The organism is Arthrobacter sp. NtRootA1 (genome assembly GCF_019976975.1).
Lineage (GTDB): Bacteria > Actinomycetota > Actinomycetes > Actinomycetales > Micrococcaceae > Arthrobacter > Arthrobacter aromaticivorans.
Window position 1 is genome coordinate 1547517 of the sequence record NZ_AP024630.1, and the last position, 12243, is coordinate 1559759.

At 62.2% G+C, this 12243-nt stretch carries 8 protein-coding genes and 2 tRNA genes; 7 read left to right on the forward strand and 3 right to left on the reverse strand.

Translation table 11 applies throughout. From position 1 onward, the window contains the following. Positions 1-100: 100 nt before the first annotated feature. The 7 genes from LDN90_RS07090 to LDN90_RS07120 all read left to right on the forward strand — a co-directional run bounded on the left by LDN90_RS07090 (position 101) and on the right by LDN90_RS07120 (position 7927). Positions 101-1474: an FAD-binding oxidoreductase gene (locus tag LDN90_RS07090; protein ID WP_223948503.1), complete on the forward strand. Its 1374-nt coding sequence runs from the start codon at positions 101-103 to the stop codon at positions 1472-1474. Positions 1475-1528: 54 nt separating this feature from the next. After that, the gene (locus tag LDN90_RS07095) at positions 1529-3025 is read left to right on the forward strand and encodes a YibE/F family protein (protein ID WP_223948504.1); all 1497 of its coding nucleotides are present in this window, start codon (positions 1529-1531) and stop codon (positions 3023-3025) included. Positions 3026-3091: 66 nt separating this feature from the next. Further along, a complete protein-coding gene (gene dusB, locus LDN90_RS07100; RefSeq protein WP_223948505.1) occupies positions 3092-4273 on the forward strand; it encodes a tRNA dihydrouridine synthase DusB in 1182 nt (393 codons plus the stop codon). A gap of 65 nt (positions 4274-4338) precedes the next feature. Continuing rightward, complete coding sequence (locus tag LDN90_RS07105; RefSeq protein WP_216925351.1) at positions 4339-5655, forward strand: deoxyguanosinetriphosphate triphosphohydrolase; 1317 nt, start codon at positions 4339-4341, stop codon at positions 5653-5655. A gap of 26 nt (positions 5656-5681) precedes the next feature. Continuing rightward, positions 5682-7580, forward strand: a complete 1899-nt coding sequence (gene dnaG, locus LDN90_RS07110; RefSeq protein WP_223948506.1) for a DNA primase — start codon at positions 5682-5684, stop codon at positions 7578-7580. Positions 7581-7666: 86 nt separating this feature from the next. Further along, positions 7667-7739, forward strand: a tRNA-Asn gene (locus LDN90_RS07115). A gap of 115 nt (positions 7740-7854) precedes the next feature. Then, positions 7855-7927 (forward strand) — tRNA-Asn (locus LDN90_RS07120). Positions 7928-7973: 46 nt separating this feature from the next. Here the strand turns inward: LDN90_RS07120 and LDN90_RS07125 are convergent. From LDN90_RS07125 to LDN90_RS07135, 3 genes are read right to left on the reverse strand one after another with little or no spacing between them, the layout of a single operon-like run. After that, complete coding sequence (locus LDN90_RS07125) at positions 7974-8381, reverse strand: hypothetical protein (protein ID WP_216925349.1); 408 nt, start codon at positions 8379-8381, stop codon at positions 7974-7976. 43 nt (positions 8382-8424) lie between these two features. Beyond that, positions 8425-9708 (reverse strand): alpha/beta hydrolase-fold protein, encoded by a 1284-nt coding sequence (locus tag LDN90_RS07130; protein WP_223948507.1) that lies wholly within the window; start codon positions 9706-9708, stop codon positions 8425-8427. A gap of 22 nt (positions 9709-9730) precedes the next feature. Further along, on the reverse strand, positions 9731-12229 hold the full coding sequence (locus LDN90_RS07135; RefSeq protein WP_223948508.1) for a DUF2156 domain-containing protein: 2499 nt from the start codon (positions 12227-12229) through the stop codon (positions 9731-9733). Between the last annotated feature and the right edge of the window lie 14 nt (positions 12230-12243).

Below are 12243 nucleotides of genomic sequence, written 5' to 3' on the forward strand. Positions count from 1 at the left end.
AGGAGTAGGAAGGCGACGTAAGCCACGCGCCGGCACACTCGGAGGGAAGCGGCGTTTGTGGAACAGCTCCGGTCTCTGCTCTGAAGCGGCGGTAACAACAATGAATGGAACGTCCTTGGACGGGCTGCGGGACCAGCTGCGTGGGCAGCTCATCACTCCCGAAGACCCTGAATACGATTCGGCACGTGCAGTCTTCAACGCCATGGTGGACAAGCGGCCCGCGGGCATCGTCCGAGTTGCCCAGGTGGCGGATGTGATCGCGGGGGTGAACTTTGCCCGGGAGAATTCCATGCCCCTGGCCATCCGGGGTGGCGGACACAGTGCGCCAGGCTTTGGAACGTGGGACGACGCCCTGGTCCTTGACTTCGTCAACCGGACGGGGGTCCGCGTGGATCCGGAGAGCTCGACTGCGAGGGCCGAAGGCGGAACGACATGGGCTGACTTCAACCACGCAACCCACGCCTTCGGACTGGCGACCACTGGCGGGATCGTCGGTTCCACAGGAGTGGCCGGACTGACCCTGGGCGGCGGCATAGGATATTTGGCCCGTAAGTACGGGCTCTCCTGCGACAACCTCATTTCAGCCGATGTGGTCACGGCGGATGGAAAGTTCCTGGTGGCCAGCGAAGACCAAAACGAGGACCTGTTCTGGGCGCTCCGGGGCGGTGGCGGCAACTTTGGCGTGGTGACCTCGTTCGAGTTCAAGCTCCACCCCGTTGATATGGTCCATGCCGGAGTCATTCTCTACAGCGCAGAGCATACGGACACCGTTGCGCGGTTCTACCGCGAATACATCGCAAATGCGCCGGAGGAGTTTGGCGCCTTTCTGGGATTCCACCAAGGTCCGCCCGTTCCGTTCCTTCCCGAAGAATGGCACGGCAAGCCTGTCTGTGTGGTGGTGGGGATGTGGACGGGGGATATGGGAGAAGGCGAAGCACGGTGGCAGCCATTCCTGGATGCTGCACCGGTTGCCGGCTCGCTGGTAGCTCCCATGCCCTACCCAGCCCTGAACGTTGCCTTCGACGCGCTCAACCAGAAAGGAATGCAGGGCTACTGGAAGGCGAACTTCCTGCCCGAGCTCAGTGATGGCGCCATCCAAGCTCACGCTGAGCATGGCGCGACGGTCACCAGCGTCAATACGGCTGTCCACATTTACCCCATCGACGGCGCCGTCTCACGCGTTGGCGTCAACGACACAGCTTTTGCGCACCGGGACATGAAGTTTGCGCCGGTCATCGCCACCCAGTGGATGGAACCGACCGATAACGAAGCCAACATTGCCTGGACGCGTGCGTACGCGGCAGCTCTTGCACCACATTCAGCGACAGGCGGGTATATCAACTTCATGGACACCGAGGACCAGAACCGGGTCACTGATAATTACGGCCCCAACTGGGATCGTCTGGTGCAGGTCAAGAGCAAGTACGATCCCGGCAACCTTTTCCACGTGAACCAGAACATCAAGCCCGCCTGAGGGAAGGCTTGCGGGTGATCCGGCTAGGCTTGAAGCCATGAGGTTTTGCAGCTGATGGGTCACGGACACTCCCACGGTCATTCTGAAAGTTCCGAGCCAACTCCGCAGGCGATTGCATCCCGGAAGCGCGCCAACTGGCTCCTGGCTGCGGTACTGGTTCCACTTGGAGTGCTCACTGTCATCGCCATGATGGTCATGTGGCCCTCGGGCAGCCGGGAGGGTATCTCCTTTGCGAGTCCCTACCAGGCTGCCCCTGGGGTGACGTTCGATACCGGAAAGATCCAGAGCGTGGTGCAGGAAAGCTGCACACAAACCGGACAATCCACGCAAGGACAAACAGATACTGGCCCGACTGACACGGGTCAAACCGGTGCAGGCCAGTCCGGCGGATCCGACTGCACCTTTGCCTTCACCCAGCCGGACAAGGGCGGGGAAGTCGTCAAGGTAGTGATCAATCCCGACGTCGCCAAGTCCCACGGCGTGGATGTGGGGGACTCGATCAGATATCTGAACCTCTCCGGTGTCCAGGGCGCATCGCAAGGCAACGGCTCGCCGTCGTACGTTTTTGTGGATTTCGTGCGGAGCCTGCCGATTGCCCTGCTGGCTGTGCTCTACGCGGTAGTAGTGATCGCTGTGGCGCGCTGGCGTGGCTTCCGGGCCCTCCTTGGCCTGGTTGGCGCTTATGCCGTGCTGGTCAGCTTCATCCTGCCGGGACTGGTGGAAGGGAAGCCTCCACTCATGCTGGCTTTGGTGGGTTCCACAGTGATCATGATCGGGGTCTTGTACTTCGCCCACGGTTTCTCGGCGAGGACCTCCACGGCCCTGCTCGGAACCATCTTCGGGTTGGGCATTACAGCGCTGTTGGCTGCGTGGGCCACGGATGCTGCCAACCTTGCAGGCGTCGGCGACCATGACGCTGCCACGCTGATAAACATGTCGGACAAGATTTCAATCTCCGGCATCATCCTGTGCGGCCTGATCATCTCAGGCCTCGGCGTCCTCAACGATGTCACCATTACCCAATCCTCTGCGGTGTGGGAACTTTACGAACTGGCCCCGAACACCAGTGCCCGGAAGCTGTTCTCCTCGGCGATGCGGATTGGCCGGGACCACATCGCCTCCACCGTTTACACCATTGCCTTCGCGTACGCTGGTGCCGCCCTTCCGATCCTCATCATCGTGATGCTTTACGACCGCCCGCTTGCCGAGGCCTTGACCAGTGCGGAGTTGTCCGAAGAAGTCATCCGGACACTGGTGGGCTCCATCGGCCTGGTGCTCGCCATCCCGGTTACCACGCTGATAGCCGTCCTGGTGGTCAAGGCCACAGGCGTGAAGGATGCAGTCCCGGCGCCCGCTCTGTCCGTGAATCCGGACGACGTGGACGATACCGGTACGCTCGCAGCCGCGGCCGCCGTCGTGGGTTCCGGCCGGGTAGAAACGCTCGACGGCGGCCGGTCTCCGCGCGCCGTCGGCAAGCCTGCCCGCCCGGGGAGCCGCCGTGCCCAGCGTGAGGCGGAGCGCCGCGGCGATGGGGAAAATCCCGCCTCGTAACGCCGGAGGAGCACGGTCCGTGGCGGCAGGAGGGGCCGATTTGCCCTGATTTGCAACAATGGATGGGTGACTGTAGTAGCAACGCCCCCTGCCCCAAAGCTTGAGCTTCCGCCTTTGCAGCTCGGTGGGATCACCGTGGACACTCCCGTGATCCTTGCCCCCATGGCGGGCATCACCAACTCAGCCTTCCGCAGGCTCTGCCGTGAATACGGTGGTGGCCTGTACGTGGCCGAGATGGTTACCTCGCGTGCGCTGGTGGAACGGACTCCGGAATCGTTGCGCATCATCTCGCACGACGAGGATGAGAAAGTGCGGTCCGTGCAGCTCTACGGTGTTGACCCCGTAACGGTCGGCGCGGCAGTCCGCATGCTCGTCGAGGAAGACCGGGCTGACCACATCGACCTCAACTTCGGCTGCCCGGTGCCCAAGGTCACCCGCCGCGGTGGCGGTTCCGCGCTGCCATGGAAAATCGATCTCTTCACGTCGATCGTGCAGACGGCAGTGAAGGAAGCCTCCAAGGGTGGCATCCCGCTCACCATCAAGATGCGCAAGGGGATTGACGAGGACCACCTGACGTACCTCGACGCCGGACGGATCGCCCGCGATGCGGGAGTGGCCGCCGTCGCCCTTCACGGCCGCACCGCAGCCCAGTTCTATTCCGGCCAGGCTGACTGGTCCGCCATCGCCCGCCTTCGTGAGGCGCTGCCTGACATTCCGGTGCTGGGAAACGGTGACATCTGGTCCGCAGAGGATGCTGTCCGTATGGTCCGGGAAACCGGTGTGGACGGCGTTGTGGTAGGCCGTGGTTGCCAGGGCCGTCCGTGGCTGTTCGGTGATCTGCAGGCTGCGTTCGAAGGCAGCGAGCAGCGACACCGTCCGGGCCTGCGGGAGGTCGCCGAAGGCGTCTACCGTCACGCGGAGCTCATGGTGGAGACCTTCGGCAACGATGAGTACAAGGCACTGCGGGAAATCCGAAAGCACATGGCCTGGTACTTCAAGGGGTACGTAGTTGGCGGGGAGCTTCGCGCCAAGCTGGCCACGGTTCCCACCCTCGAGGTCCTGCGCGGACTCCTTGAAGAGTTGGATATGGATTTGCCGTATCCGGGCATCGATTCCGAGGGTCCGCGCGGCCGTGCCGGATCACCGAAGAAGCCCGCGCTGCCCAAGGATTGGCTCGTGAGCCGTCAGCTGAACGCGGAACAGAGTGCCGAAATCTCCGCAGCAGAGCTGGACGTGTCAGGCGGCTAGCTTCACGCGTGTAAGACTGGCTCAAGAGGCACCACTACTACGGCGCTTGAAGGAGGCAGATACCCATGGGAACCGAAGCGATGCTGGGCCGCACTGGAACACCGCACGACTACGTGCTGGCAATTCCGGGCTACACGGAAGCGGATTCTGCGCGGTGGGTGGAAGAACCGCGGAAGACTACGTACCGCTCCGATTTTGAACGCGACCGGGCACGGGTCCTGCATTCCTCGGCCCTGCGACGGCTGGGCGCAAAAACGCAGGTTGTTGCTCCGGATACGGACGATTTCGTCCGCACCCGTCTGACCCACAGCCTTGAGGTTGCGCAGGTCGGCCGCGAACTTGGCCGTTCACTGGGCTGCGATCCGGACGTCGTGGATACTGCGTGCCTTAGCCATGACCTCGGGCACCCACCGTTCGGCCATAACGGTGAGTCTGCCCTGAATGAGGTGGCGCACACCATTGGTGGCTTCGAAGGCAACGCGCAGACGCTGAGGTTGTTGACGCGTCTGGAACCGAAAGTCCTTGCCGAGGACGGCAGGCCCGCCGGGCTCAACCTGACCCGCGCCAGCCTGGATGCTGCGTCCAAGTACCCGTGGTCCGCCGTCGACGCCCCCGTCATCCATGGCCACCGCACCAGCAAATTTGGCGCGTATGAAGACGATCTTCCCGTGTTCGAATGGCTGCGTGAGGGCGCTCCGGGTAACCGCTCCTGCATAGAGGCCCAGGTGATGGATCTCGCGGACGATATTTCCTATTCGGTCCATGACGTCGAAGACGCAATTGTCGCAGGCCACTTCCAACTGAAGTGGATGGAGAATCCGGACCACCGTGCCCGCGTGGTGGGTTACACCAAGCAGTGGTACCTCCCGCACAACGATCCGGCTGACATTGACGCTGCCCTTGCCCGGCTTGAGGCCACCAAAGTGTGGGTCCGCGAGGCTGATGGCAGCCGGAAATCCATGGCTGCGCTGAAGGACATGACCAGCCAGCTCATCGGCCGGTTCTGCCAAAGCGCCATGGAAACCACAAGGGACCATTTTGGCCCGGCAAACCTGACCCGCTATGGCGCCGAGCTGATGGTCCCCGAGGACACCGTGACCGAAATCGCGGTCCTGAAAGGCCTGGCCACCACGTTCGTCATTTCCACGGACCACCGCCAGCCCGTTTACGAACGCCAACGCGAAGTCCTGCACGCGTTGGTCGGCGTCTTGAACGCCACAGGCGACCGCCACCTCGAGCCGATGTTCGCTGCTGACTGGCGTGACGCGGCCGACGACGGCGCGCGGCTGCGGGTAGTGATTGACCAGGTGGCGTCGCTGACGGATGGTTCAGCGCTGGCTATGTATGAGCGCCTGGTGGGGAGCCTGCCGTCACTTTGGTAGCACCGCCAAGCGGCTAGGATGGTCACGTGGCTGGCTTGATCAAACGTGAAGATATCGACGAAGTACGCCAGCGCACGGATATCAAGGAAGTCGTTGACGGTTACGTCACCTTGAAGAGTGCTGGCTTGGGTAGCTTCAAAGGACTGTGCCCTTTCCACGACGAACGCTCACCATCCTTCACTGTGCGCCCCCAAGTGGGTAGATATCACTGTTTCGGCTGTGGCGAAGACGGAGATGCCATCTCCTTCGTCCAGAAAATGGACCACAGTTCCTTCCACGAGGCAGTGGAAAAGCTGGCCGCCAGAATCGGCTACGAGTTGCGTTACGAGGATGGCGGCACCGGTCCGAGCCGCGAAGAAGTGGGCAAGCGCCAGCGCCTCCTGGATGCCCATAAGATCGCCGACGAGTTCTTCCGGGCCCAACTGCTGACCCCCGGAGCCGCCGAGGGCCGCAACTTCCTGGATGGCAGGGGCTTTGACCGCGCGGCCGCCGAGCACTTCGGCGTGGGCTATGCGCCGCAGGGCTGGGATTCGCTCCTTAAGCACCTGCGCGGCCGTGGGTTTACCGATGCTGAGCTCAAACTGACTGGCATGTTTTCCGAAGGAAACCGGGGCATCTACGATCGCTTCCGTGGCAGGCTCATCTGGCCCATCCGGGACATCGCCGGCGACACTATCGGCTTCGGCGCCCGGAAGCTCTATGAGGACGATCAGGGTCCAAAGTACCTGAACACTCCTGAAACCACTCTCTACAAAAAGTCCCAGGTCCTCTACGGGATCGATATCGCCAAGCGCAACATCGCCAAGGACCGGCAACTCGTAGTGGTTGAGGGGTACACCGACGTCATGGCCTGCCACCTTGCAGGAGTCACGACGGCGGTGGCAACCTGCGGCACGGCGTTCGGCACCGAACACATCAAGATTGCCCGGCGCCTGCTTTCGGACGACGGCACCGGGGGAGAGGTGGTCTTTACCTTCGACGGAGACGCCGCTGGCCAGAAGGCCGCCCTCCGCGCCTTCGAGGAAGACCAACGATTCGTCGCGCAAACGTACGTCGCAGTGGAGCCCACCGGCGCTGATCCGTGTGATCTTCGTCAACTCAAGGGCGACGCCGCAGTGCGCGAACTCATCGAGAGCAGGAAGCCGCTCTTCGAGTTCGCGATCCGTGCCTCGCTCCGCAGGCACAACCTGGACACAGTGGAAGGCCGCGTCGCGGCGCTGCGGGAAGCCGCGCCCGTTGTGGCACAAATCCGCGACTCCGCCATCCGCCCCGCCTACATACGCGAACTCGCTGGCTGGTTGGGCATGCCGATTGAGGAAGTCAGCCGTTACGTTGGGGCGGCAGCCAAGCGCGCGGCATCCGGCGCTGCTCCGTCCGGCACTAATCCGCCCGGTACTGCAGAGCAATCCTCGACGGCGGCAGCCCCGCCGTCGAGCGGTCAGGTCTTCAACCGTCCTGATCCTCGGGACCCCGTGGCAGGGATGGAACGCCAAGCGCTGGAAGTGGTCCTCCAGGAGCCCTCAGTCCTGGGCGACGGCGCATGGGAGCGCTTTGAGGCGTCCCATTTCGCTACTCCGGCGTACGCGGCGGTGCACGCAGCCGTGCGTGCCACAGGACTGGCCCACGCAGCTGATCCCGTGGCATGGGTGGAGCACGTCCGGCAGGAAGTTCCGGAGCCTCTTCGGCCCTTGGTTTCCGAGTTGGCGGTAACTCCTTTGCCGGCCAGTACGCCGGAGGCCATGCAACGGTATTGCCGGGACATTTTGGCGAGGCTTTTCGAACTGCAGATCACCCGCATTAAAGCGGACAAGATGGGCCAGCTGCAGCGTCTTGACGCAAGCGCATTTCCCGAGGAATTCCAGCGTCTGAACCGCGAACTGATGGTGTTGGAAATGCAGCGCCGAGCCCTGCGTTCAGACTCCTGACCGTCCGCGCGGAAGGTCGCCGGAAGGGGCCTTGGTGCTCGATTTCGTTTTCCGGCGGGGCCCTGTTAAGCTAGTAACCGCTTCATTCCTCCGTAGCTCAATTGGCAGAGCATTCGACTGTTAATCGAAGGGTTACTGGTTCAAGTCCAGTCGGAGGAGCGCACAATACCCCCGTTCCGGTGTTTCGGAACGGGGGTATTTTTATACCCCCTAGGGGTATGTCCGCCCGATTAGCATTCGCATAAAACCTTTGCTAAAGTCATAACCGCTTCATTCCTCCGTAGCTCAATTGGCAGAGCATTCGACTGTTAATCGAAGGGTTACTGGTTCAAGTCCAGTCGGAGGAGCGCAAGGACCCCACACCGGTTTCGTACTGGTGCGGGGTCCACTTTTTTACACGAAATCCATCTCCACCTGGAGGAACCGTGCGGCTTCGGCCACGGCTGCCAGGAAGGCTTCCTGTTCGGTGGGGGGTGTCCGCGGTTCGCGTGGATGCCATTCATGGGGGGCGGAGTAAACGCGCGTGAAACCTCCGGCCGGAGGCGCATAGAAGATTCCAAACCGCTGGACCGGCCACTCGGGTGAAGTTTCCGGGGCAACCAGCAACGCGGCGTCCGCTTCGGGGTTGTACCACTGGGCGATGGGCCGGCGGCGATCATCCGTGAAAAGGCCTGCCGCATAGAGTGCCGCAGACTGGGGACTGGTCACAGAGCACAAGCGGTCCCACCACAGCGGCAGGATGCGTTCATCCCGTCGCTGCCAAGGTGCCGGAAGCGGCTGCAGCTCTTGCCAATGTGGCACATCTCAACTTTATCGCCGGGGACGGGCCGGCAACAGGGCCTGCCTAGCCGGACAAACCAAGCCTCGGATACAGCACCTCGAAGCCCTTGGTCAGTCCGGCGTTCAAGGCGATGCCTACATGCCCGCCGTTTGGCACCTCGTAATAGGTCACCGTCATTCCCGAAGCTTTTGCAGCTGCGGAGACAGCCTTCGCAGCTGCAACATAGGTCACATCATCCGAGCCCACGGTGAAAACGGCAGTGGTGTCTGGAAATTGCTTACCTTTCATGATGTTGATGGGCTTCTGTGCGTCATAGGCCGCCTGGTTGCCGCCAAAGATCTCCGCCAAGTTGCCTGCAGGGTCCTCCGCCCCGGGAAACTCCTCGCCGGAGATATCCACCACGTTGCCCCACATCTTCGGGTATTTGAGCGCAAAGGAGATGGCGCACTGCCCGCCGTTGGAGTACCCGGCGATCGTCCAATGATCGCGGTCCGGGAGGATGTTCAGGTTCGCCTTGGCCCAGTTCACCACGTCAACGTTGATGTACGTCTCCACGTTTCCGTACTTGGCTGTGTCCAGGCACAGAGTGTCGTCTTGATCTGGTCCGATCTGGTCGGCCACGATCGCGATGGGCGCCAAGCCGTTGTTCTTCGCAGCAAATTCGTCCAACGCGGCCGAAACGTACTGGGGGTCAGGGAGGCCGGGCTGGCCCATCATGAGGACGAACAGGGGCAAACGGGGTGGGTTCTCCGTCAAGGCAGCCGGCGGCAGGTAGATCCCGGCAGGGCGGGCGTTGAAACCCGAGGCGGTGGCTGGAATGACCTGCGTTCCTACCTCGCCCTTTGTTGGCATGTTGGCTGGCGGTTTCCAGTTCTGCCAGAGGGGCCCGGAAGGGATGGGAGCGTCCGGGTCCGGCTTGCTCAGTCGGATGGCTTCCTCAGTGGAGATCCCCAGCGCTGAGCCCAGGGTCCTGTTGAGCCCGAACTCCATGTTGACGCCCAGCGCAGTGACCAGGAGGAACACAGGAATCGATATCGCCGCCACCACTTTCCGCCACCGGGGACTGTGGCGAAAACTAACCACGGCCAGTCCAAGGGCAGCGAAGCCGGTGATCACCCAGAACCACACGCGAGGTGTCAGGCCCACGTGGAAGACGTCCAGGACATCCTCCACAATCCAGACCGTAAACCAACCGAGCGCTGCTGTGACCACAATGCCAACCACCGCGGTGATGACCCAGCGCGAAGACGGCCTGAGGAACAGCAACAGGAAAAGCCCGACGCCGATGACCACGGCTATCGTCATGACCACCGGGCCGCTGATTTCGATTTCCAGGAGCCCTTTCATGACTGTTGTGTCTGTCCCGCGGTCATGCGGCGGGTTCCCGGGCAACCATTTGCCGTAGCAATCCTGCGCTCTGTGCCCGGGACAACCCCGGCAAGTACGCCGAGCCAACAGCAAGGCCTATCGATGGCAGGGCCAGTGGGTCCCGGTAATACATGTACAGAGTGCGGTGCTCGGGCTGGAACCGAGATTTGAAGGCTGCCAGGGACTTGAAGCCGTACATGGGTTCCAGTGCATTGCCCAGCATTGCCAGAACCCGATCCAAGGCACTGTGGTCACCGTCGTCCGTCGCGGCCCCTGTGTTGGCCAGCGGGGAGCCTGACAACGAGATGTGGGGAACGTCGTCCTTGAAGTGCGTCACGGCAGAGGCGATCAGGAATTCCATGACCCCTTTGAAACCAGTTGTCCGGCGGCGCATGAAGTCCAAGGTCCACCCCGACACCACGCCGTCGGTAAAGACCGGCAGCCAGCTTGTGACCCCATGGACCAGGCCATCGTCGTCCACCGCCACGCAACACATGACTTCGGGATCCTTCAGTTCATCGAGTCCGCCCAAGGTGAACCCCATCTCGGGCAGGGCCTTGTCCGCCACCCACTCTTCCGAGATCTCGGCAAGTTGTGCACGGATTCCCGGTGGCATCTCCGCGTAGTGGTACCAGTGGTCTTTGATGGACAGCTTCTCAGCCCTGTTCAGAGCGGTCCGGACGTTCTGCCATTCCTTGCCTTTGAACGTCATGGCCTGGATGTTCAGCAGGGTTTCTTCCGCCACCTCCAGTTTGCGGAAGCCGCGGGGGAGGAGAGCCTCGTCAAGCTCCGACGTGGCCGAGTAGAAGCACGGTGTGAGGCCCAGTGCCGCGCAATGGGCCAGGAAGCCTGTCGCAGCCTCGGTGTGGTGCTGGCGGGCCCCGAATGGACCCGCCACCGTCAGGGCCACTCCGTTGTGCACCTGGTAGGCGAGGCCAGCCCTCCTGTCGGGCGTGAACCAGTATTGGTTGTTGTCCCACAGTGCCATCCAGGACAAGGTCCCCCCGCCGTCGTGGAGCAATTCTCGGGTGTGTCCCAGGTCCGCGGCAGGGTCTTTTGCCAGCGTCCGGAACCGCTGGAAGTTGTTCAGGACCATCACAAGGATGCAGAGCCAGATGACGTCCCCGCCCAGTCCGTAAAGAACAGTGCTCAGCAATCCCTGCGGCAGTTCAACGACGAACGGAACGGGGAAGGGCACCAGGATATGGGTCAGTTGGCCTGCGAGGTCCCACAAGGATGAGCGGTTCGGGTTGCCCTCTACAAACCAGAAGACCACGTAGAGCGCCGCCGCCACAGCAGCCATGATGAGGGTTGTCCGGCCCAGGACGCGATATCCGGCGTCGCTGGATTCCACCCGGAATTTGTGGCGGTTGACCAGCAGCAGGGCCGCGATGATCAGCGGCGCCAGGATGGCGGGAACGGCATAGAGCAGGAGGTAACCGACGTCGTCATTGCCCAGTGTCACTTCCGGATCCGTCACGTACTGCAGGATTGCCACGCTCGTCACGAACGCCAGGTAGAGCTGGATGACCAGGGTCAGTCTGTAAGCGAGGCGGCGACCCCGGCGCAGTCCCTCAGCACAGACAAGCAGCAACAGCACCGGGATAACTGTGAGGATGGTGGCGCCGAAACTCTGCACGCCCACAACGCTCTGCAACGTGACGCAGCTCTTGTCGTTGTCGCAGGCTTCCTTCACTTCGTCCACGCTGGGGCTTGCCTGCAGCATCACCTCGGAAACCACAGAAAGCGGCCCGACCTCCAACGTGCCCGTCAACTGCGTGAGCAATGGCCCCAGGGCGAACACACCAACTACGGTGCCCACAAGGAACCGGGTCTCACGAAGGCTCGAGGAATGAAGGGAGCCCGCACGCCGCCGCAGCACCAGGGTTTGGACGGCCCAACCGGCCAGAATGCCGATGACAGCGCCGGCAAGGGCCTGGAGTGTTTGTGCGACGCCTACAAACAACGCGAACATCAGCGTGGCGGCCAGCAACCATGTCCGGAGGCGACGACGCCAGAGTGCCTCCAGTGCCGCCGTCGAACATCCCAACGCAGCGGCGGCACCACCGTAGGCGCCCACAACGTACTCGCCACCAAGAAAACTCAGCCATTGGTCGCTGTTGTCCGTTCCAAAAGCAACCAGCCCCATCAGCACCAAGGCGCTCAGGGCAGAACCAAAGATAAATGCTGCCAGCGCCAGCCATGGACCCATGGTTCGCTCGGCGATACCCACGCCGACCAGGATCAAAACGCTGCATGCCAGATAGTCCAGTAAGGATGAGGCAAAGAAAGATGATGTGAAGATGGACCAACCCGGCCCCGCATCCAGCGCCAAACCCAGCCCGACCTGCTCCAGGAGTGCCTCGTTGGGTCCGGCGATAAGGCTCCCCGTAACTGCGCCGACAACCCAAAGGAACAGCACGAGTCCCAAAGTCAGGGGCAGCCGCCGGATGGCCGCCAGGCCGTAAACAGTGCCCGTATATCCGACAGCCGCACTCATGTGATGTCCCCTTC

What these genes read in the sequence shown, in the direction of transcription:
- LDN90_RS07090 (WP_223948503.1), top strand. Translation starts at nt 101, where the DNA reads ATGAATGGAACGTCCTTGGACGGGCTGCGGGACCAGCTGCGTGGGCAG.
- LDN90_RS07095 (WP_223948504.1), top strand. Translation starts at nt 1,529, where the DNA reads ATGGGTCACGGACACTCCCACGGTCATTCTGAAAGTTCCGAGCCAACT.
- LDN90_RS07105 (WP_216925351.1), top strand. Translation starts at nt 4,339, where the DNA reads ATGGGAACCGAAGCGATGCTGGGCCGCACTGGAACACCGCACGACTAC.
- LDN90_RS07130 (WP_223948507.1), bottom strand. Translation starts at nt 9,708, where the DNA reads ATGAAAGGGCTCCTGGAAATCGAAATCAGCGGCCCGGTGGTCATGACG.
- LDN90_RS07135 (WP_223948508.1), bottom strand. Translation starts at nt 12,229, where the DNA reads ATGAGTGCGGCTGTCGGATATACGGGCACTGTTTACGGCCTGGCGGCC.